This is a genomic window from Desulfotignum phosphitoxidans DSM 13687 (assembly GCF_000350545.1).
Classification (GTDB): Bacteria; Desulfobacterota; Desulfobacteria; order Desulfobacterales; family Desulfobacteraceae; genus Desulfotignum; species Desulfotignum phosphitoxidans.
Window position 1 is genome coordinate 370,443 of the sequence record NZ_APJX01000003.1, and the last position, 21,617, is coordinate 392,059.

Annotated in this window: 17 protein-coding genes and 1 CRISPR repeat array; all 17 genes read right to left on the minus strand. The window is 51.6% G+C overall.

What is annotated here, in order from left to right; translation table 11 throughout:
• Window positions 1–10: 10 nt before the first annotated feature.
• Complete coding sequence (csx2, locus tag DPO_RS09175) at window positions 11–1,276, minus strand: TIGR02221 family CRISPR-associated protein (RefSeq protein ID WP_006965562.1); 1,266 nt, start codon at window positions 1,274–1,276, stop codon at window positions 11–13.
• 12 nt (window positions 1,277–1,288) lie between these two features.
• Window positions 1,289–2,725 carry a DNA methyltransferase gene (locus DPO_RS09180; protein WP_006965563.1) on the minus strand — a complete coding sequence of 479 codons (1,437 nt, stop codon included), beginning with the start codon at window positions 2,723–2,725 and terminating at the stop codon, window positions 1,289–1,291.
• A complete protein-coding gene (locus DPO_RS09185) occupies window positions 2,722–2,982 on the minus strand; it encodes a hypothetical protein (protein ID WP_006965564.1) in 261 nt (86 codons plus the stop codon). Before DPO_RS09185 ends, DPO_RS09180 begins: the two co-directional genes overlap by 4 nt.
• Window positions 2,983–3,047: 65 nt before the next feature.
• A CRISPR array of direct repeats spans window positions 3,048–4,094; the repeat unit is 36 nt; unit sequence GTCTCAATCCTCTCTAATCGAGGCGGTGATTCGGAC.
• Window positions 4,095–4,380: 286 nt separating this feature from the next.
• A complete protein-coding gene (gene cas2 / locus DPO_RS09190; RefSeq protein WP_006965565.1) occupies window positions 4,381–4,659 on the minus strand; it encodes a CRISPR-associated endonuclease Cas2 in 279 nt (92 codons plus the stop codon).
• Between the two features lie 11 nt (window positions 4,660–4,670).
• Entirely contained in the window at window positions 4,671–5,078 is a 408-nt protein-coding gene (gene csx20, locus DPO_RS09195) for a CRISPR-associated protein Csx20 (protein ID WP_006965566.1), read from the minus strand.
• Window positions 5,079–5,081: 3 nt separating this feature from the next.
• Complete coding sequence (gene csm5 / locus DPO_RS09200; protein WP_006965567.1) at window positions 5,082–6,584, minus strand: type III-A CRISPR-associated RAMP protein Csm5; 1,503 nt, start codon at window positions 6,582–6,584, stop codon at window positions 5,082–5,084.
• Entirely contained in the window at window positions 6,581–7,546 is a 966-nt protein-coding gene (gene csm4, locus DPO_RS09205) for a type III-A CRISPR-associated RAMP protein Csm4 (RefSeq protein ID WP_006965568.1), read from the minus strand. The genes csm5 and csm4 overlap by 4 nt, the downstream gene beginning before the upstream one ends.
• Before the next feature lie 14 nt (window positions 7,547–7,560).
• Window positions 7,561–8,274, minus strand: coding sequence for a type III-A CRISPR-associated RAMP protein Csm3 (gene csm3 / locus DPO_RS09210; RefSeq protein ID WP_006965569.1), 714 nt, complete (start codon window positions 8,272–8,274; stop codon window positions 7,561–7,563).
• A gap of 12 nt (window positions 8,275–8,286) precedes the next feature.
• A complete protein-coding gene (gene csm2 / locus DPO_RS09215) occupies window positions 8,287–8,694 on the minus strand; it encodes a type III-A CRISPR-associated protein Csm2 (protein WP_006965570.1) in 408 nt (135 codons plus the stop codon).
• Between the two features lie 41 nt (window positions 8,695–8,735).
• Window positions 8,736–11,309 carry a type III-A CRISPR-associated protein Cas10/Csm1 gene (cas10, locus tag DPO_RS09220; RefSeq protein ID WP_006965571.1) on the minus strand — a complete coding sequence of 858 codons (2,574 nt, stop codon included), beginning with the start codon at window positions 11,307–11,309 and terminating at the stop codon, window positions 8,736–8,738.
• A 27-nt stretch (window positions 11,310–11,336) separates the two neighbouring features.
• On the minus strand, window positions 11,337–12,278 hold the full coding sequence (cas6, locus tag DPO_RS09225; RefSeq protein WP_006965572.1) for a CRISPR system precrRNA processing endoribonuclease RAMP protein Cas6: 942 nt from the start codon (window positions 12,276–12,278) through the stop codon (window positions 11,337–11,339).
• Window positions 12,279–12,468: 190 nt separating this feature from the next.
• Complete coding sequence (locus DPO_RS09230; RefSeq protein ID WP_152427617.1) at window positions 12,469–14,571, minus strand: hypothetical protein; 2,103 nt, start codon at window positions 14,569–14,571, stop codon at window positions 12,469–12,471.
• Window positions 14,572–14,651: 80 nt separating this feature from the next.
• Window positions 14,652–15,812: a hypothetical protein gene (locus tag DPO_RS09235; protein ID WP_006965574.1), complete on the minus strand. Its 1,161-nt coding sequence runs from the start codon at window positions 15,810–15,812 to the stop codon at window positions 14,652–14,654.
• A 57-nt stretch (window positions 15,813–15,869) separates the two neighbouring features.
• Complete coding sequence (locus DPO_RS09240; RefSeq protein WP_006965575.1) at window positions 15,870–16,892, minus strand: RNA polymerase sigma factor; 1,023 nt, start codon at window positions 16,890–16,892, stop codon at window positions 15,870–15,872.
• 6 nt (window positions 16,893–16,898) lie between these two features.
• Window positions 16,899–17,375 (minus strand): hypothetical protein, encoded by a 477-nt coding sequence (locus DPO_RS09245; protein WP_006965576.1) that lies wholly within the window; start codon window positions 17,373–17,375, stop codon window positions 16,899–16,901.
• Between the two features lie 10 nt (window positions 17,376–17,385).
• Entirely contained in the window at window positions 17,386–18,513 is a 1,128-nt protein-coding gene (locus DPO_RS09250; protein WP_006965577.1) for a DUF2786 domain-containing protein, read from the minus strand.
• Between the two features lie 56 nt (window positions 18,514–18,569).
• A complete protein-coding gene (locus DPO_RS09255; protein WP_006965578.1) occupies window positions 18,570–21,512 on the minus strand; it encodes a transporter substrate-binding domain-containing protein in 2,943 nt (980 codons plus the stop codon).
• Window positions 21,513–21,617: the final 105 nt, after the last annotated feature.

Consider the following 21,617-nt stretch of genomic DNA (forward strand, 5'->3'; position numbering starts at 1 on the left):
ATACGAAAAATTAAAAAAAATGCTGTGCTGCCAGCTGCTGTATGATATCTTCGATCTCCTGAAAAAACCTGTTCCCTTTGCTTTCAATATCATCAAAGGCAGTGGGGTGTTTTGTCCAGGCGTGATCGAATCCGTTTCTGTATTTAGTCAGATCTTCGGTCAAAGCTTTCAATCGTATCACAATACCGGCAGCTTCCATTTCCCTGTAAAGAGGCATGATCCGCACCATATTCTTTTTTTCATCTTCAGAAAATTCCCATTCTGATTCGTCATTCTGGAGCATGCGGATGAACAATTCCGCTTTACGCCGTTGTTTTCTGCCTTTTTCATTGCTGATTTTCGCCTTTTTTTTCATGGTGATCAACCCGAAGGACCCGAGCATTTCACGCATCACGGTATAGGCCTGCATAAAAAGCTGATGATCCAGCAGAATCTTGACGATTTCCAGCTGGAGTTGAAAATAGTCATGGTCATACCGCCCCGTGAATGATTTGTCCTTGATCAGGGAAATGAATTTTTCCTTGACCAGTTCAAGCAGAATTCTGCCTGTCGTTGACGCCCCGGCTTCTTTTTTTCGAATGAGATTCACAGCCCGGGCGGCTTTTTCCGAAACCGTATGGATTTCGACATTTTTTAGCGCCTTTGTGAGGTCGTCAAAAGCAGCCACCAGTTCAGGATCGTCAAATTCCTTTAAATTGGTGTTTTCCTCTTTCTGTGCCACGCGGCCCAGCTTGCCGGGATCAGCATCTTCGACCAGTCTTGCGACGGCATCCGTCCATTCATTGATGACGTAAAAATCCTTGGCATCCACAATAGGGGCCACATCGACACCCGCTTCGAAAGCCCCATAGTAAACCGCCTTGATTTTGATGTCCTTGGCTTTCTGGAGAAAATTCAGGGCTGTGGAAAAAACAATGGGGATAATCCGGTATCCATGGGTCAGATCAACGGTTAATTCATCTCCATGATCAATAAAGCTCAGGATTGTTTCAAACCATCCCCAGTGATGGGCCGGTTCCAGATCTTCCGTAATTGAGATGTCATGAATATTTTCAACGCCCAGTTTTATCAATTCCGATCTCAATGCCTTGAAATGTTTTTCTCTGGAACTTTCCGTCATGACCAGAAAAACCTTGTCAAAGTAATCCGGGCCAATAATCTGCAACTCAGCTGACTGGACAAACCGGGAGACGTCAGCTGTTCTGTTATTTAAGGAGTACGTTGCCGGCTTATAATCGCCGGTACCGATAAAACTGATATAAATTCGTCGTGCCATTTTTGACCTCCTTTATTTCAAAACCATCACATACCGGCTGGTGACCCCGAGGATCTTTTTTTTCTGCATGGCAGCCACCACCCCGCCGTTAAACCGCTCCGAAGACATAGGCGCCTGGATGAGATGAGTCAGGGTCCAGCCCGTGTTTTTAAACATCTCATAATAATCGGTCAGTAAAATCGCCTGGCCCTGATCCTCTTTTTTTGCCGGGCAGTTCTGAAAATCCCGCCAGTCTGCATTGATAAACGCCAGCCGGGCGTTTTTTCTGGAGATCTGTTTTAAAAAACGCAAAAACCGCTCTAAAAAGGCGAGATACTCTGTTTTGGACAACCCGGAAATGCTCTTTTCTGCATACGCGTCCGCTTTTTTATCAAAATAGGGGGGATCGCAGATGATCAGGGCGGGCTTTTCCCTGGTATTGAAAAACGGCCGGGTGTCCCATTCCTGTTCCGGGTCCCAGAACCAGGGCTCGATCTCAGGCCTGGTCTCGGGCCGGTCATCCATGTCCAGGCTCCAGCATCGCCGGCCCATGGCCAGGCAGGTATCGGCACACACCCCGCCCCCGGCCATGGGATCCAGCACCAGGTCACCGGGCTCTGAGAAGAAATACAGGATATGCGCCACCAGCTGGGCCGGGATCCGGCCGGGCCAGTCATCGCCGAACCGGGGGTCGCATTCCATGAAATTCCACACATCCCAGGTCCGGATGCCCCATTGAAGTGCCTTGAACCGGTCAAAATCATCGGCTTTTACCAACGCCTGTGACCAGACCAGAGATTCAGGCCAGCCGTGCTTTTGCGCCACCTGCGGGACGGTAAAACCCTTCGATAAATCCGTGTTTACGCCTTTTGCTATTTGTGGCAAAAGGCGTAAATAGCGTGAAATCCTCTGCTGACCCAGACCGACTCTTCTGGCAATCCGGTCCTGGGGAATCCCCAGTTGATGTAACCGGAAAATTTTGAGTTCAAGATCAAAAATAGCCGTGGCCCTTAAATCGGCGATATATTTGTCAACCGCCTGCCTGGATCTGCCAATGGCCTGGCCGATTTCAGAAGAGGTCAGCCGGGGATCGCTTTGAAACGCACGACGTGCCGTATTGCGTGTTTCAGCTTCCGTCAGCTGTTTGGGCCCGATGGCCATTTGGGCCGCATACAGGATCGGTTCCATCTGGTCCAGGGTGATAATCACCACCTCGATGTGGGTGGCACCCGTTTTTTTATACGCGCCCCACCGGTGGCGCCCATCCAGGATCCGGTACCTGACCTTTGCCGGATTTTCCGGATCCGGCCATACCTGTACCTCGATGGGGTCAAATTCAAATCCATCCCGGAGATTTTCTTCAAAAACGGCAATGCGCCTGTGATCAATCGTTTCCCTGGGATAAATGGATTCATCCAGGTAAATTTCTGAAATCGGAATTTTGACGACACCCTCTTTCATACCACTCATATCAACCGGATCCTTATCCGGCCGGCTCCTTCCAGCATTTTTTGAATCTCAACGGGCAGATAAAGTTGATGGGTCCCTGTGATGGCAAGCCGCCCCGTATATGACTCACCTGTGGTCAGATTCAGTATTTCAACGGCTGCACTTTGTTTGACCTCCGTTGAAATCCCCTCTTCTCCGGCAAGAGCTCTGATCTCTTTTGGAATATTGATCTGCTCCTGATAAGAATCTTCCGATACTTCCCACTCTAACAATTTCATAAACACCTCCTGTTTTTCAGGTTGCCTGGATTAACCGTCCTTCGGTCAGTCATCGGCAGGTTTCAATTACAATCCTCTCTAATCGAGGCGGTGATTCGGACTGATCTGTATGTAAATGGAATTGCTGAGGCGGATAAGTCTCAATCCTCACTAATCGAGGCGGAGATTCGGACAGAGCGGGATTCTTCGTGAATCTGTTCTGGTTGAAGAGTCTCAATCCTCTCTAATCGAGGCGGTGATTCGGACAGTGCCGGTTGTGGTGCCGTGCGGGAATGTGAGAAAGTCTCAATCCTCTCTAATCGAGGCGGTGATTCGGACACACGCCGAAGCTGAGATCCAGGCGGTAAAAGATGAGTCTCAATCCTCTCTAATCGAGGCGGTGATTCGGACACATAATAAAAGGAGATTATTTTATGAAGTGTAAGTCTCAATCCTCTCTAATCGAGGCGGTGATTCGGACGTCAAAATATGATGCGCTCCGGGATCTGATTGAAATGTCTCAATCCTCTCTAATCGAGGCGGTGATTCGGACGATCGGTGGGAAGTTCAGCACGGCGATGACGGGGAAGTCTCAATCCTCTCTAATCGAGGCGGTGATTCGGACCAACAACAGAAAGGGCCTTGGCATGGGTCCTATCAGTCTCAATCCTCTCTAATCGAGGCGGTGATTCGGACCAATGTGGAACATGACTTGCCAGCAGGCAAATTTCCGTCTCAATCCTCTCTAATCGAGGCGGTGATTCGGACCGTAACGATCAAAGAAAACTGTTATGGTGATCTGTTTGTGTCTCAATCCTCTCTAATCGAGGCGGTGATTCGGACTTACAAAAAATCCAGCTAACACTATTGTAAGAGCAAGTCTCAATCCTCTCTAATCGAGGCGGTGATTCGGACAGATGTTGCATTCACAATTAAATAAAGGAAGGTGAAGTCTCAATCCTCTCTAATCGAGGCGGTGATTCGGACTCTGTTTCAAATCAAACAACGAGTTTCCGGCAAAGTGTCTCAATCCTCTCTAATCGAGGCGGTGATTCGGACCCAAAAAAGCGGGAATACCCAAGACGTTTGCCCATATGGTCTCAATCCTCTCTAATCGAGGCGGTGATTCGGACTCTGGGTATCTGAAACGCTTGATTGGCAAAGGTCTCAAAGGCCATTTTTACGGACCTGTGCCGATTTTGGGGTTTGGGAAATTTTTTCACACCTTTTTTCAAGCCCGATGTTCCATAATACATTGAAATTATTTAAAATATTAAAATTACAGACCTCCGGATAATTCGTATCCCATAATCCTTTGAATTTATTCAATATTCAATCGGATCCAATGGCAACCCATTAAAACCCGGGGAGGTCTGTAATTTTTAAAACAAATTGTCAAAGATCTGAATACCCTTTTTGTTACAAAACTGCAAAGGGTTTGACATAAGGCAGCATACCGATACCGGAGAATTCGACATTTCGGACACAGGACCGGCACAACGGATAATACCGGATCGTGTCTTCTCCATGGTCAATCAAATCTTCCAGATCGGATTTCATTTTCATGAATTTGTGCTCCGTCATGTTCGCACACTCAAACACGGATTTCTGGACCCGGGTCCCATAGCCTTTCAGGGTTTTGACCACCCGGTAACGGGTTTTGTTGTCCACGATGTCGAAACAAACCAGAAAAAACATGGTCAGACCTGTTATTGCCCATAGATTCTGAATCGTTTGAACCGGAAGACATGGGACATCTGCACACTGCCGTCAGGCATTTTTTTTTCACGGGCCTGGCGCTGGGTGGTGGCATAAACCGGAACAAGCCCCATGGAAAATGCATGGACGACCATCTGATAGGTGGCACCGAAATCCCCCTGGATCAAAACAAGATCTCCCTGATGGGCCGTTTCTTCAAGCCAGGTTTTAACAGGTGAAAGAAACGATGAAATTTGGGTGTCGTCGGGCGGCACCTGGGACCAGAGGTGCAGAATCTGTTTCGGAGGTGTCTGAAAACGGGTCACCTTGAATTCATCTCTGGCGTTTTTCCGTTGATCCGGTGTCAGCTGGTGACTGAACAGCTGAAACAATGTTTTTTCTTTTTGCGCCGTCACCATGGTTCACTGGTTCCCTAAAATTTCCTCGAGCTTGTTTTTCCGGTCTCTGATTTTTTTCCACTGATTTTTACTGGGAGCATCCTTTTTCTCCCACATGTTGTTTTTCTGGTAATATGCTGCCAGCCGGGATGCGATCTGGATTTTGAACGCATCCTCTATTTCATCGATCCGGTTGTACATGGCATTGATCTGGTCCTCTGCCAGTAAATCCCTGTCAAATTCAGCAGCGAACCGTTCTTCAGGCCCCATCTGTTCCAGTTTCTGTTCCAGTTCCTTTTGTTCCTGTTCCTGCCGCTCGATGGCAGCCTTTCTTTCTTCAGCCTCGCGTTTTCCCTTTTCTTCCGCTTTCCGCTGCTCTTCCTGCAGCGCCAGTTTTTCTTCAGCTTCCCGATTTTGTTCCCGAATGTATGCTTTTTCTTTTGAAGTTAGAACGCGTTGTTGTTCCAGGGATAGACCTGAAATCGAGATCCATCCAAAGGGCTGCAGCGAAGAAGCGGATGCCGCCTTCGGCTGGTTGGCAGCCAGCCAAAGGGTCGTCGCATGATCTTTACAAGTGAAATCCCTGCCTCCCAGCATGATCCTGATTTCTCTGTTCCCATCAATGGTCACTGATTCCGCACCGGAATGTCTGCCGATTCTCAATGGCAGCGCATTGCCCCCCTGGTCTATGGTTTTCACAACGGGAGGAGGAATCTGAATGGCTGCCAGTTCCCCGGCTTCCCGTTGGAATTCTTTGAGATAAAAACCAACAGCCCCGGAAAGCAGCTGATCCAGCTGGACGGGTTGTTTGATGTGGGGGGAAACCGATGCATCGGCGACCTCGATGATGCCCTGGAACAATGCGCCCGGCTGAATCACTTCAAGCATCTGACTGAGGCCACGTGCCTCTTTGTCAGATATCTTCTTTTTTTTGTTGACCGCATAAACGATAAGGGTTTGTGTGTCTCCCACCGGTTGAAAATCAGACACCTTGACTTTTCCAAAGGGGTCGTCGTCAATTCTTGAATAGTTGAGCAGATGTTTTTCAATATCCTTTCCGGATTTGCCTGTTTTTCTGCCTTGGCATACCTCATTCAGGTACCCGGTACGCAATGCTCCTTTGACGGAGGAACCCGGCAGGTAGGGCCGGCCGTCGACCAAACGGAAAGCGGTCCGCTGAATGGAAAAATTGTTCAATTCCTTCTGGAACCGATTGTCCGGCAGATTGAGCGTTTTTTTGTAGTGGTCCAGAAAACCGTCACACAGATGGACCCGGCGGCCCTGGGCAGGCTTTCCCCGGAAAAACTGATAAATTTTTTGAATGGAAGAGACTGTCCCTTCCTGGCAGATGGCTGAAAACCTGTCCCGCTCCTCCGGTTCAAGGGTAGACAGGAAAAGAACCGGATCAAAATGGATCAGCTGCCCGTTGGATTCATCAATGACAAAACCCGTGGGTTCATAGAATTCATCACACCCGATGTGAACAGGTGACAGAATTTCAATGGTACAGTGGAATATGTTTTTCATGATTCACCCCAGATGATTGGTAATACAGGTGAGTAGCCCTGCACAACGGTTTGCGGCATGATTTTGGACACATTGTTCACGGCTTTTCCCGTATAGAGATTTTTTTTCAATCGCTCTGCCTCGGCAAGATCCGGGAAAATAACGGCACCTTCATCTGCCATCACAACGGGATTTTTAAAAGGATTCCCCACGCCTGCCAATTCTGCTCCGTGTTTGCCGAAACGGGTAAACGGAGAGAAATAACATCGATTCCATGTTTCTTTTTCCGGAACGGACGGGGCCAGAGTGTAAAACGCATCTGCGTTGGAACAGTCCGGCAGGGCCAGTTCCCGGAACCCTGTCACTTCAAATCGGCCCATGCCCGTGGACGCATCTTTTCCAAACCCCCACCGGCCGATGCGGCGCATTCCTGAGACGATGCGGTCGATATCAGTGGCGGTTTCCCGAACCAGAACAAACACGGACAACAGGGTGTCGGGATAAAACCAGCAAGTCTGGATGGCATATGGCGCAAAGATGCCTTTGCCCGTGGTGCCTGTCAGACGGTTGATGCTGTTGTGGGGATGAGACATGGATGTCCGGACCTGTTCGATGTTCTGGAAACTGTCCAGCTCCGGTTTGAGGATCAGTGGTTCCGTCACGGGCATCCATTTTCTTTTTTTGATCTCTTTGACGTTCCTGATCCGTTCTTTTTTGGCCATTTTTGCGAATGCGGGGAAAAAACTTAAAGGGATGTCCGGCCGTTTCAGCAACCAGGTATTCCCATCGGTTGTCCGATGGCAGGCGGAAGAAAAGACAGCAAAAGGCGCTTTGTCATACAGGGCTATCTGCTGATCCAGCCCGCCGTCGACCAGGGCCGGGTCATGGGCGGCCTGCCAGCAGAAATGTCCGAAAAGTGTGTCGCCTTTCAGCGGTGTGATAATCGCGGATCCGGGCTGTATGGTGATTTCATAAAGTTTCACAGATAATACCTCCTTCAGGAAAGAGGATTGATCGCCTGGAATTTTTCCTGGATACCGGGATCGTCAAATTGAAATTCGATTCGTCCATAACCCCGGCTGCCGCTGCCGCCCAGGGCATCCATTTCCAGCAGTTTCAAACCCTTGAGTAACAAATCTTCAAAACCCTGATCCCCCTCAAACAGTTTAAGACTGATGGAAAAGGAAAATTGTGCGCCGGCGGCTACCCGTTCAATAAACCGGGGATGCATCGCCGTTCCCTTGACGCGGTCGATGGCATTTTCAGATTTGACTTCCGTGAATGCCTGGTTCTGCTCAAGGGCGTTTGATTTCCATTCCTCGTCCAGGGGGGCATCTGCAAAAGAAAGCCTGGAAGGCCCGATCTCCATCAGTTCGTCAGTATCTGCACCACTGGCACCAAACAGGCAGATGATATCACGGCAGCTCTCTTTCTGCTTACCGTCCAGTTCTTTGTAATCTTTGATTCCCAGAGGTTTCCCTTTGGTGAAACCCATCAAACCGGACTGAAGTTCCAGAAGGGATCTGACCTTGCCTTTGATGGAGGACCCGGGAATATAGGGGTCCAGAGTGTGGGGGTGTTTGATCACGGGGCTGTCCGTGCCGCCGATTCTCATTTCCGTGTCTCCGGCGCCGATGTGAAGCCCGCTTTTCAAAACGATCTTGCCGGTCATCATATGGATCCCTTGAAGTTTCATGGTTTTGGCTGTCATATTTATTCTCCCTTATTTTTTACGTTTTTCATCATAAAGTTTGAAAAATCCAATAAATGATTCAAAAAACATTGTAAAAACGCTGAGGTCTTCCGGTCGTTCAATCTGTTTGATTCCATTTTTAATGAAATCAAGAAATCCTTCTGACACCAGGTCTCTGGCATGGGCATAGGCGGCTTTGGCTGTGAGCATATGCACCAGGGGAAGGACATTGGGCCAGTTGTCGGGACCACTTTTGGCCGCCATGTTCAGCCGAACGATTTCATCAAAAAATTTCCGCAATTGTGATTGATTGTTGCAGTTTCTTTTTCTCTCTCTTTCTTTATCCATCTGCCTGGCAAAATCCTCAGCTACCTGGGAAAAAAGCAGCGGATTCATCTGTTTATTCTCCCTGTCTTCCCATAATTTGATCTGTTCCATAAAGCAGTTCTCCTGAAAATTTATTGGTTTCTATAATGCATTCATCGCCGGTTGTACTGGATCGTCCATAATGGAATTTTGAGGCTGCCCCGGTAGAGACCCAGCCATTGGATGATTTTGTTCCGGATATACAGCACCTTGTCCATTCGTTCTTCTCTGGAAAGTTTGAGCCCTGCATTTCTTTCCACACTGTATCCCAGCAGAGAACGCCACCGGGTGCAGGCCATGTCCTGCATGTGCAGGGTTCTGTGTTTTTCCAGCAGATCTTTTTCCTTTTCCGCCATATCGATGAATCGGTTGAGTTTGTAAAAAAAGACATTGGTAATCCATTCCTGATCCAGCCATTGGATCATTTCATCCTCCACCTGTTTGAGTTCCAGAAACTGGGGCCAGGTAACGGTCTGGTCGAACAGGGTGATGCGGTCCCGGCCCTGTTTTTTGGACTCGTCCAGGGCCGCTTCTGCGGTGGCGGCAAGCACGTCCACAGGGGTATGGGTTTTGTGTACCGAGATGCCCGCGGAAAAATGAATCTCTTTGTTTTGGCACACATACTGTTGAAAGGTCTGGTTGAGAACGTGGACAAGGTCGATGATCCGGTTCCATGGGCCGATCATGAAAAGATCGTCTCCACCGGCAAACACCGTGTAAACATTCTGAAACCGGTCATCATTTTCCAGCAGTTCAGGTAAAAATACGGCAAAGTAATGGTTGAACTGGCGGCTCAATGTGGCAATCCGGGATATGGTGTACAGGTTGTCAGCCAGTCCGCAGGCCATGATCAAACCAAGATGATCCACATCCGCTTTGAGGATTCCCAACGCCTGGGTTCCCCGGCCATTTGCCGCGGCAGATGCGGCAATATCGTTCAAGGTCCTGGGCATTCCCGGCTGGATGTCTTCATCGTCATCGCCGACATCTGCCTGGGTATATACGGGCACATACCCGTTGATATACTTTTCAGTGACTTCCGTTGATTCATCGCCGGATGTGGCCCTGATTTTCCAGTATTTGATAACCTGTTCTTTTTTCAGAATGACATCAAAGGCCGCATTTGAATCGTCTTGAGCCTCATGATCAGGGAAAAAAATCTGATATCCGTCAAAAAAAGGATCTTTCAGTCGTTTGCCGGCAGGGCGGCTGTTTGAATCGCAGATCACGGCATAGATTTTTTTTACCAGGTTTTCACCCAGGAAAACATGATCCCGGCACATGGCACAGACATGAATGTCATCGAGCTGAACATCGATGTCTGCCGGACGCTTGCCGCAAAGGGGACAGATGCCGGGACTCAGGTCATTGTGAAACCGGTCCAGATAGTCTTGTGTTGTTGCCGTGCCGCCATGTTGTTCCAGGTTCAGGCGTGAGAACTTGACGTCATCCATGGCCCCTGTCATCTGATCCCACAAGGATGCAAACCGGCCTTTCTGAAAATCCAGTCCCGTAGCAGGAACACAGCTCAAACCAATACAGGTTTCTCCAAATGTCCGCGCCACCAGCCACTGGTTGACCTGGGATCGTACTTCCTGGATCGCATCCTGTGTTTTGGGGATGTTGGGGGCCAGGACCGTGAACCGTCCGCCGGCATTGAAGACCACGGATGAATGGGGGAGCCCGATTTTTTGACAGATCAGGTCAGCCGTCAGTTCAGACATCAGCGAGACACTGAAAGACCGGCCCCTGAGCAGTTTGGAACGGTATTTCCGGGTATCGCCATATCCATTGAAAATAAAATTCTGAATCCCGTAAAAATCACCACTGATCAACAGGAATTTTTCCAGGGAATCGTTTTTGATACTGGTGTTGTCCAGGGTTTCAAAGTGGTCGTGATACAGATACAGGGCCGCTGCCAGTGCTGATGTGGTGGCCATGTGATCATACAGAGAGACATCCGGGATGACATGACCGACCCGGGCCGCTGGAACAGCGGATACATATTTCATGAGCAAAGAGTCCGCATGTTCGAACCACAGGGAAGCATCGTCATTTTTATGGGCAAGGCGTTTGAATTTTTCAAGAAATTCCCGGGTCATTTCTTGATATTCCCGGCGGGCATCTGCGGCACCGGCGGGCATGACTTTTTCTTTGGCATCCGGAAAAATGGATTCTGGACTCATTTTTTTTAAAGGATATCTGGCAGGAATGTCTTCCAGAACCAACTTCTGACGGTCCTCATCGATACGAATATGGCTGAAAACCGGAATCATGCGGGTCTTCTGGTAATCCCTGTAATCCACGGATTTGTTCCGGTCACTGTCAAAGGTTTCCCGGTCCATACCGCTGCTGATGTGATCCGCCTGGGTGATGATCTGTTCCATGGGAGAATCCGGGCGGTGATGGGCACAGGCCAGCCGGATGAACGCCTCGCCTTTTCCCCATTTCGGGTCTGAGCAGGCCAAAGGCAGATAATCGGCCATGCTGTCAATAAAGGCGGCAGTATGCAGGGCGTGCCAATGGGAATATTTCCCGTTCCACACCGGTAGAAATGATCCGGCGTTGTTTTCCAGATAATCACGGGGAAGATCCAGGCAGCTGATGTCGACAAATTTGCCCAGATCATGGAAGAATCCCGCCATGGCGATTTTCAGAACGGTGGGTTCCAGATGGGTTACACTCATAGCTTTCTCCATTTATGGTTTAACAAATTACTGCGTTTCAATTTCCAAAGTATATTTTCCCAGGCCAAATGCCGTGTTCTTGCCCGCATGAACGGTCTGCCCCATGACCAGCAAAGGCATGAAAGGGGTCAGGTCCCCCGTGTAGGTGATCCCGCCCGTCAGGCCGCCCATGAACATCTTTCGGTCCTGCCGGGCTGAGTAGCGTTTCCAGTCAAACCAGGACAGGCCGTTGTCCGTGATGGTGACAGCGGCGGCTTTTCGGGCCAGTTCCGGATAATTCAGGTCCGGTTCCCCCTGGCCCCAGGTGTTGAGCAGGGCCGTGCAGCGGCGGATCAGGGACCGGATCAGCACATCGAACGGCAGGTCGGCCGGTCCTTTTTCCCGGCCCGTGATGCGCAAGGGCGTGATCAGTCTGAGGCGCAGCTGATGGACCGGCGGGACCTGTTGACGCAAGTCCAGTGTGGTTTCCGGCAGGGTGTCCGGGAGGGTGATGGTATCCGTGCCTTTCCGGTATAAACAGGTGTCTTTCAGGGTGACGGCGGTCAGGGTGAATCCGGGCCGGCGGCCGTTGACCTGTTTGCCGATGCCCAGTTTTCCCATCTGTTCGAACGCATAGACAAAATAGGGAAGATGCTGGTTGATTTCTCCGAAAAGCTTTAGATTGCATCGCAGGGAATCGCCTCTGGCAAATGTCTGCCGGGGAGTCAAAGGCGGTTCGATCACCAGGGGATGGGGGGCATCCGAGATCCGGTCGCCTTTTGGCGCGGGCCTCGCATACCGGGTTTCAAACACCAGGGCGTAAGCGCAATGGGATTTGAGCATGCAGTCTTTGCAGGAGGTATGTTTGAGGGCGCAGATGATCCGCTTGAGCGCGTGTCCCAGGACCCCCCGGAACGTGGAACCTTTGTAGAAAGGCAGAAACGCCGGTTCTTCAAGGGTGATGTGAAAAGAATAATTGCCTGTTTTCATGATGCATGCCCTGGGAAAAAGATTGAAATCGATGCCTGTGACAGGCGGTGACATCATATGAACCATGTTTTTGTTATCTTTATCCAAGTAAAAAGTAAAGCGTTTGTTTCAATTTTTTACCTTTGTCTGACAAGGCATACGGCAGTGGCGGCAAAAAATTTAAAAAAAGAGTGAAATAACAGGATAAAAATCAGCGGTAATTGAAAGGAAACCAGGCTGCAGGGGTCTGTTTGATGTGTGAACGGATCTCCATCAGCGGGGTGTCAAGGACCTGTGAGAAATGGGAGGCATCCAGCCGGGCTGCGGCCGAACAAATGGTCTGTTCCCAGGTGTGGATCTGTTGCAGGGACGGCAGGGCTGAATCCGGCAGAAACGATATGGGCAGCAGGGCCATGACCTGGATGGTGGGGCCGGCATTGGGGGAAAAACACAGCTCGATGCTTTGTTCCAGCAACGCCGCGCCGAAGGACGTTTCTTCAAGGGCCAGGGCCATGCGGCCCAGGTTGAAGGCCGTCAGCTGCCGGGGGTGGGCCGAACCGGGATCGGATTGGAACCGTTGCAACAGATGTTTGAAAATCCGGTCCCGGGCGGGGTGGGCCGTGTTCCCGGCAAAATACCGGGCTGTCAGAGCCGTCTGCCAGGGAGAAAAAGAGATGTCCGGAGTAAAGATCAGATCTACCAGATCGTCCATCCGGGCGCAGTCAAAATAGGACACCAGGCTTTGGGAGGCACCGGGCCGGTCCCCGGCATCCAGCAGGGCATAGGTGAGGTAGTTGTACTGCCGGCGCCATTCTTCCCGAAATTCGATGACCCGGTCCCGACCTAAGGCCTGGACGGCTTTGTGGAAACAGGAACGGGTCCGGTCCAGGTATTTGGGGCCGCAGAAGGCAAAATGCTGCATCAGGGTGCCGTAAAGCCGTCCCAGAACCGGGTCCGTGGGGCAGCCGAATTCGCATTTTGGGGCGTACATGCTTTCCAGGAAGGCCAGGAGGCGGGTCAGGGGTTCGGGCAGTTGCGGGGTAAACTGATACCGGTTGTGCCGGGCCACCAGGGCATGGTTGAAAAAATCTGCCACCAGATCCAGGTCCATCCCGGAAATTATGTCACAGAGAGACTGTCCGGTTGTTTCCCAAAGCCCCGCGTTTTCAATGTCACCGCAATGATTGGCCAGAGCCAGGGACGCGGTGCACCATTTGAACACAGACAAAGGCGCGGTGCGTGTGTGTTCCTGGATGGCCTGTTTTGAAACCAGGGCCTGGATCGCCCCTGCATGGTCGGTATCGAATGCCCCGGTTTTCTGCAAAAAGATATCCGTATACGCGGCAAACAGATGCGGATCAGACGTCAACGCATCGATGGCGGGCCGTGCCAGGCCGTGCCGGGTGATCCATTCCAGCCAGCCGCAGGGCAGGGCTCCGATATTTTTGGCCAGCACTTTGGGATCATTCAGGCAGGCGGACAACAGCATCAGGTTCCGGGTGGATTCCGGTGAGTACAGGGAAAACAGGGCATAGGCCTGGGACAGGGTGGATACGGGCAGGCAGGTGATGGGGCCGGCCGGGGAAAAACCGGATCCGTCCGAAGGGTGTATCAATGCCTTGAACCGGGCGTTTTCCAGACCGGATTTTTTCAGGTCCAGCCGGCCCACGGCAAGAATCTCTCCCTGTTCCGTGATCCGGCCCGTGGCGGCCAGGGTCCGGGGGATGGGGTGGCCGTTGAGCAATGCGGCAAAGCCTAAAGCCAGGGGCAGGCCCAGGGATGTGCCCTGGAACCGTGGAGAACCGTGCTGCGGGACCGCCGGGGCCGGCTGGGTCAATGGATAGCAGACCAGGCGTTCGTCTCCAGTTTTACCGCATAAAGCCCGGGCCACCCGGGCTGATGTCCGGACCGCCTCCAGCGCGGCAGGATCAAACAAGGGCAATGCCCAGGCCGGCATCAGGTCCGGAAAACCAGGAGAGGACATTTTTCCTAAAATCATGTAACGGATATAGGCCCGGCCGGAACTGGTCAGAATCACGGGCACACTGTACCAGATTTCCCTGTTTTCCAGAGGGAGTTCAAATCCAGGCAGGTTGGTGAAGTCCAGGTGGTCTGCCAGGAAACGACGGGCGTTCTGGAATTCAGGTTCAGGGGTTTGCACCAGGGCCGTGATCAGGTGGAGATGAAACAGAGACAGCAGACCGGGCCGGTCTTTTAAAAGGAAAGAAATTTCATCAAACTGCCGGGCAAAACAGGGGTGGTCCACTCGGGTGAAAAAATTGGCCGGCGGCAGGGTGATCAGTGTTTGCCTCACGGGTGATTCGCCGAAATCCTTTGAATGGGTTGTCGACAGACGGGTGATGCCGAGCAGGTGGCTGAAAGGAGGGGCACACATTATTTTTGCGGGTCCGGGGCCTGCGTTTCTTCGGCCAGGATGCACAGGGATTCGGATGATTTTTTGGGCCGGAGAAACCGGGCGATGAAGGCACAGGTTTCCGGTTCCACCTGGATCGTGCCTTTTTCAAGGGTTTGGGCAAAATTGTCTGCCAGATAGCAGGAGAAAGTGGTTTTTTCCAGATCAAAATGCAGATCCGCCAACGTACCGCTTACGGTGAAGGTGTCTGGTGTATTGTTTTCACTGTAAATCACGCAGTAAAACGGGGTGATCCGGGTGACCAGGTCCTGTTCCGGATCCGGGGTCAGGTGAAAATGGGTGGCCACGATTTTTTCGTGGTCATCGTCTGCCGCCGCCAGAGCCAGGGATTCTGCCGGGAATTCCAGAAGCGCGAAACATTCCTTTGTGTTCCGGGGGGTCCAGGAAAATCTGGCTCCCGGAATCAGGGTCTGAATTTGTTTTTTCAGGTCTGTCACCGTGTCGCCGGTCCGTGTCTGCATCAAATTTTTAGCAGCGGTCCGGGCAAAGGTGTATCCGGTTTCAATCTCCATTTTTCTGAAATAGTGCCGGGGATCGTTTTGTTCTAAGGGCAGCAGGATCATGGCAGAGTCCGGCAGATATTCCGGGTTTTGGTTCATTTTCAGGATATCCGCCGGGGTGCCGGCGGGAGTCCGGCCCAGGTAACGGGTCAGATAGGCGGGGTCAAGGGTGAACAGGTTCCAGGTTTCAATGAACACGGGGTCGTCCAGTGGGGAATCGTCAGGTGTCACCGCCAGGTCCCCGGGGCCGGCCAAATAGATGTCATGCCAGATCTGGGCTGCCAGCAGGCCGGGGAAGTCTTGTTCCCGTGATGTTACCACCACCACGGCAGGCGGAGAATAATAGAACCCGTCCCGCCATTCTGCCAGGGCCGGGTCGATCTGCCAGATCTGCCCGGGTTCGATGCGCAAAGGGGCCGGCGCACGAGGTATCTGCTTTTCAAGCGATTGGCCCAGATACCGGCAGGCATCCAGTTCATAGGACCGTCGGGTGCTGCAGAACGGGCATACGGCCAGGTGCCGGGTGATCTCCCGGGCATGGGACGGATCATCGAGAACAATCTGCGGCGGACATGTCCGGGCCTGAATGGCCAGAGACAGGGCTGTTTTTCGGGTATACATCAATATTCCTTAATATGATCCTTGTTGGTTATACATACGGACATGGGAGACTGCCTTTTAAAATGTTTTTTCCAGGTTTTGCCCCAGGGTGGCGCACAATGTTTCCATGAAAAAGTGGAACGCATCCGGATCACCGGGTGCATGCCCTTTTTCCGGGGACGGCGAAACCCACTCCAGCGGACACAGAAACGCTTTGAGGTCTTCACGGATCAGGTCCCGCTGGTAGGTCAGGTGGGACTTTCTGCCCATGCGTTTTGCCACTTGCTTTCCCGTATACCCCAGGCATTCATAATAATAGAAAATCTGTTTCTGCCGGGCATCCAGGCGGTTGTAAAAATTGTTTACCCAGGCTTCCACACAGGATTTTTTTTCAGGATCAGGTCCGGGCGTACTGATCCGGGGAATGGTCGCGTCGGTTTCATCCGGGATTTCCCGGGTCACCTGCAACGGGACATACATGGCGATCCATGAAATAAAGTCGTTGAGATTCATTCGGACATGGCGGGTGCCGGCAATTTCCGCGCAGTGGCCCCAGAAATGAACCGCCAGGTTCAGAATATGTTTTTTCTGATTCATCCTTTCAAAATGAGCCGGCACATCGGGAGGAAACGGAATCTCAGCGGTTTTTTCCGGGGGAATGAGCACGGGCCGGGCCGTGTCCGACCGACCGAATGCCATATCCCGGGGGGCGGAAAACTTCACGAACTCATCCGCATCCCCGAGCACTGCCAGCACATGCCGCCGGAAAGCCCGCCAATTGTCTTTGTAGACATCCTGAGAATGGGCACTGCTGCGGATCATGTTTCTGGCGTGATTGAGAAAATACCGGATAACTGTCGTGGTCGCAGCATTTGCATCGTGGACCAGCATCGGCTGAAGGCCCGGGGTTTCTATCAGGAACGCGGCCAGCTCCTGGGTGATCTCCTCAAGCGCGGCCTGCGGATCAGATCCGGCATCCGTCCCCGGCAGGCGCAGGTTGGCAACTACCAGCCGTTTTTGAATCCCGGCAGCCATTTTTTTTATCTGGCCGAAATGTTGCGGCTGGTTCAGCCATTGTGAGAATTCCATTTCAGAAAGCATGGGGGATTATCCTTTATTCTTCCGGGAGGGGGATATGATGTCGCTAGGGGTCACCTCTCCCTGGAAACGCAACTGTGAGGCCGCGGAAGCGGGCATGTTGAACCGGATATGGGTGATAAGATAGGAGCGTCTGTCCATTTCATGGTTGGTGTGGAGCAGCCGGGTGCCTTTTTCGATCCAGGGAACCTTTGAATATTGCGGCTGGGAACTGCATGGACAAACGACAAATCCGATATGGTTCAATACGGGCTTCAGAGCGAACACCGGGTGAGTTCCCTGTATTTTGGGGATCGCCGGAAAGTCACCCCGGGTTTCTTCCGCCAGCCGGGTGTCTGCCATTCCCTTGAAAAAAAAGTTTTTGCGCCACCAGACCAATGGCAGGGAAGTGACCGACGGCAGAATCAGGTCCAGGTCGTTTGCTGCTGTCAGTGTTTTTTTCCGGTATCCCCACAGATCCTGAAAAGTAAGTCGATTTGTTGTCATCGCGCCTTTTTCACCGGTTCAGCAATGCGGTGATCCCGTCTTTTTTATGTTCCATCGGCCGGTGGATATGGGTTTTTCTGCCCTGTTCCATGCCCTGGCGGAACGCGTTTTCATCCATCCGGAACGATGACCGGTTTTTGGTCAACCGGGGAAACAAGCGCGTTTTTTCACGGTTGTTTTCAACCCGGGACTGGACCCGCAACGCCCTGACGGCCGCGATGGGCAGGGAGGTGTCGCCCGGGAGGGCGCCACCCTCCCGGGCCTTGAACATCATTTCATGGTTGGATTGGATGCCTTTTATGAAGCCTGAATCAAACGCCACTTTCCCGGTGCGCTGGCCGTGATGTTTTTTCCGGAAATCCTGCCATAATTTTCCGGAGGTATCCAAAAGAAACCGGTACACATATTCAGCCACCACCAGGGCTTCTTTTTTGCCGATCAGGACTCCGGCCCTGTATTCTTCATCCGTTCGGGCATCATAGATGGTGGCGGTCACACAACTGACAAAATAGAATTCCTCCAGAAATTTCAGGATCAGTTTTTCAATGGTTTCCATGCGTTTTTTGCCGCTGTGAAGATATAAATATCGGATGTCTGACGCATTGGTGTCTTCTTTGTCAATCCGGTCCAGATTGTATTTGTTCAGCAGATAACTGGCTTTTCTGGATGCGGCACGGGCTTCGGATTCATTGCTGGACTGCCCCAGTGCCAGCAGTTTTTCCACCCGCCGCAGCAGGGTTTGTGCCTTTTCCGGCAGGGTTCCCTTGAAGGCTGCCAGATGATCCTTTCGGGGACTGCCGAATCCGGCAAACGCCGGGTGGACCCCCAGGATGTCACAGGCGGTTTTAAATCCTTTTCCATGAACGTCGGCATTATCCAGGTATTCGCTGACATATTGATGGGCCATTTCATGTTTGAAAATTTCCAGTACGATTTCCCAGGGATTGTTTTCGATCAAGTGCCTGGAAATGGAAATGGTCTGGTTGGCCGGGGTCCAGTATCCCAGTCGGTTTTTACCGCCAACGATGGCCACCACGGGCGTTGCCAGGGAAACACGTCGGTGATAACAGATATCGTCATGTTCTCTTTGCAGCTGTTTTGCCCAGCAAACTTCAATGTCTTTTATCTGGTCCTGCATTTATTCTCCCGTTTTCAATGGCTTGAGTTTCAGATCACCTGTTTGAGCATGATGGGTTACAGGGTTTCCAGCTGGTACCGGTTCCGGCCGTTTTCCTTGGCCCGGTATAGCAGTTGATCGGCCTGGTTGATGAACCAGTGGGCGGGTAATGATCGGGTGGGAACCGCGCTGATGCCGCCGAGACTCACGGTGAGGTAAGGGGAGACATCTGAATCCTGGTTGGGGATTTCAAGGGCCTGCACCTGGTCCAGAATTTTTCGGGCCAGGTTTTCCGTGCCGGCCGGCTCGATGCCCGGCAGAATGATGCTGAACTCTTCGCCGCCGTACCGGGCCACGAAATCGCCGGGCCGCCGCAATAAGGATTCAAGGGTTTGCGCCACTTTTTTCAGGCAGTCATCGCCTTCCAGGTGGCCGTACCGGTCGTTGAACGGTTTGAAATAGTCAATGTCAATCATCATCAGCGTCAGGGTCAGTTGATTTCGTTCGCACCGTTTCCACTCGGTTTCAAGGACTTCATCGAATTTCCGCCGGTTGGGGATGCCCGTGAGTCCGTCCAGGTAAGAGATGGCTTCCAGTTTTTTGTTGGCCTGGACCAGTTCCTGGTTCAGCCGGCCCAGTTTGCGGTTGTAGCGGGTAATGGAGATGTGGCGGTAAACTGCAAAAGAGCCGATAATGCCCAAAGTCAGAAGAATTCCCCATAAAAGTGTGTAATCAAATTTTTGCTCATAATTAAGGGTCATCCAGTTCTGGAAAACCTGCTTTTTTTCCTCCGGGGTCAGGGAATGAATGGCTTTTTCAACGATCTGGAACAACACTGGATCATCTGTCGGAACACCGGCCTGAAACCGGACCTGATAAGGCAGTTCACCGGAAATTTTCAAATCAAACAGGTTGTTTTCCTGGATGTAATGCCCGATTTCCGGGGCCGTGTCCACCAGACCGAACACTTGCCCTTTTTGGACCTGGATCAGCCCTTGTTCCACGGAATCCATGGGGATGAAATTCACTTGAGGGTACCGGGTCTGGATGTCCGGGTAAAATGATGCCCGGGTGCTCACGGCAATGGGTTTTTCACCAACAGCCTCCAGGGTGTTTATATACAGGGCGTTTCGGTCCGTGGCAATAACCAGGGGATAAGTGGCGTAAGCAGAGCCGGGCTGAATGTCCGCCGAGTCCGGATCATTGGGGGTCACCACTGCGATCATGTCACATGTGCCGATTTCAGAACCGTTGCCGGCGACCTGAATAGGCACCCCGATTTTCCGGCTCAGCAGCTGATAAAAATCCGCCACAATGCCGCTGTATTCTCCGTTACTGTCAAGAAATTCAAACGGCGGGGCATCGGTTCTTACACACAGGGAGATCTGTTTTTTGGTTTTCAGATAGGCTTTTTCCTCCCGGGTGAGGGTGGCCAGTTCCCCGGCCGGGTCCATGGAGCCGATCCATTTTTGGACAATGGCATCATATTGCAGCGGATCCACCTGTTTCATGGCCTTGTCAAGGATCGTGGCAAGGATTTGCCAGTCTTTCCTGACGCCCATGTGAAGGGGCAGGTCCTGATCCAGTTCGATTTCCCCAGCCACATGCACATTGTTGATGAACTGTTGTTTGATGATATAATTGACAATGCCTAAGGCACCGACAAAACCGTCGGCCCGGCCGAGAGACACCCGTTTGATGCCTTCGGCCGGATTTTTGACCATGACATAATCCAGGTCCGGATACTGGTCCATGACCATCTCCGTGAGCGTGTATCCAGTGGGCAGGGCGATTTTTCGATGCTTCATGTCTGCCAGGGAATGGACCGGGGGCGCGTCCTTTTGGGTAACCAGCACCTTGATCAATTGAATATAGGGGCGGGAAAAAGCCAGAAACTCTTCCCTGTCCGGGCTTTTCCACAAACCCGGAAACAGGTCGATCTCTTTTGTGCGGCCCTTTTCCAGCAGCTGGGACCAGGTGTAGCCGTTGATAAACTCCAGATCAAGTCCAACAATCTCTGCCAGCAGCCGGACATAATCGATGGCAAAACCGGCGGGTTCGCCGTTTAGTAAAAAATCGAACGGGGGCCAGTCCAGCTCATTGGCCACCCGGATCTTTGGGTGGGTGGCCAGAAACGCTTTTTCTTCCGGGGTCAGGTTCAGTGCTCTGTCGATGCCGGGCCGGATTTCTCCCAGCCATTTATATTCCAGGGCCGCAATATCCCCGGGCGTAATGGTCAAAAGCGCTTTTTCAAGCATCTGATGCAGAACGGGCCAGTCAGGCCGAACCATAATGTGCAGGGCTTTCTGGTCATTGCTGTCATACTGGTTGAACCATCCCGAGATTTTCAGGCCCGTGAGATAATTTTTTTTGATCAGGTATCTGGCCACGGCAGACAGCTCGATGGCCGCATCCGCTTTCTGGTTCATGACTGCATGAAACGCGTCTTCCGTGTTCTTGACGGTCAACACCTGGATATCGGGATAATGGTCGGTCAGATAGGTTTCATAGGCCCATCCCTTGGGAATGGCAACGATTTTGCCGCTCATGTCCGTGATGTCGGATATACCCGGCGAGTGGGAAGGCACCACAAACACGGTTTTGTCCTTGTAATAAGGAGAAGTGAACCGGCCGATCTGTTCACGTGCCGGAGATTTGTAAGCGGATTGAAGCAGATCCAGCTGATTTTTTTGGAACATGTTGACCAGCTCGTTCCACCGGTATCCGTTGATGTACTTAAACTGAATGCCCAAACGGGCCCCCAGCAGGGTCATCACATCGATACTCAGGCCGAACGGCTGGTTTCCAATGGCAAAATCAAACGGGGGCCAGTCCATCTCGTTGCTCACCCGGATCACGGGATGTTTTTCAATAAAGGCTTTTTCCTGTTCCGTCAGAGTGATGGTTAGGGAATCTGCGTCCTGAGCCACAGCACACAGACCGGCCTGACTGAACAAAAAGCACAGAATGACACAGATGAACAGGTGGATGAACGCTATTTGTCTGCTGACAGCGGGCATGATCAATCTATGGGGTGGTCTCCGTTTTGTATGGCAGTTTTAAGTGTTTAAGTTTTAAGTGTTAAGTCAGCGACGGCAGACGGCTTTCATGATTTGTTGTGCCCG

What these genes read in the sequence shown, in the direction of transcription:
- csx2 (WP_006965562.1), bottom strand. Translation starts at nt 1,276, where the DNA reads ATGGCACGACGAATTTATATCAGTTTTATCGGTACCGGCGATTATAAG.
- DPO_RS09180 (WP_006965563.1), bottom strand. Translation starts at nt 2,725, where the DNA reads ATGAGTGGTATGAAAGAGGGTGTCGTCAAAATTCCGATTTCAGAAATT.
- DPO_RS09185 (WP_006965564.1), bottom strand. Translation starts at nt 2,982, where the DNA reads ATGAAATTGTTAGAGTGGGAAGTATCGGAAGATTCTTATCAGGAGCAG.
- cas2 (WP_006965565.1), bottom strand. Translation starts at nt 4,659, where the DNA reads ATGTTTTTTCTGGTTTGTTTCGACATCGTGGACAACAAAACCCGTTAC.
- csx20 (WP_006965566.1), bottom strand. Translation starts at nt 5,078, where the DNA reads ATGGTGACGGCGCAAAAAGAAAAAACATTGTTTCAGCTGTTCAGTCAC.
- csm5 (WP_006965567.1), bottom strand. Translation starts at nt 6,584, where the DNA reads ATGAAAAACATATTCCACTGTACCATTGAAATTCTGTCACCTGTTCAC.
- csm3 (WP_006965569.1), bottom strand. Translation starts at nt 8,274, where the DNA reads ATGACAGCCAAAACCATGAAACTTCAAGGGATCCATATGATGACCGGC.
- csm2 (WP_006965570.1), bottom strand. Translation starts at nt 8,694, where the DNA reads ATGGAACAGATCAAATTATGGGAAGACAGGGAGAATAAACAGATGAAT.
- cas10 (WP_006965571.1), bottom strand. Translation starts at nt 11,309, where the DNA reads ATGAGTGTAACCCATCTGGAACCCACCGTTCTGAAAATCGCCATGGCG.
- cas6 (WP_006965572.1), bottom strand. Translation starts at nt 12,278, where the DNA reads ATGAAAACAGGCAATTATTCTTTTCACATCACCCTTGAAGAACCGGCG.
- DPO_RS09235 (WP_006965574.1), bottom strand. Translation starts at nt 15,812, where the DNA reads ATGTATACCCGAAAAACAGCCCTGTCTCTGGCCATTCAGGCCCGGACA.
- DPO_RS09240 (WP_006965575.1), bottom strand. Translation starts at nt 16,892, where the DNA reads ATGCTTTCTGAAATGGAATTCTCACAATGGCTGAACCAGCCGCAACAT.
- DPO_RS09245 (WP_006965576.1), bottom strand. Translation starts at nt 17,375, where the DNA reads ATGACAACAAATCGACTTACTTTTCAGGATCTGTGGGGATACCGGAAA.
- DPO_RS09250 (WP_006965577.1), bottom strand. Translation starts at nt 18,513, where the DNA reads ATGCAGGACCAGATAAAAGACATTGAAGTTTGCTGGGCAAAACAGCTG.
- DPO_RS09255 (WP_006965578.1), bottom strand. Translation starts at nt 21,512, where the DNA reads ATGCCCGCTGTCAGCAGACAAATAGCGTTCATCCACCTGTTCATCTGT.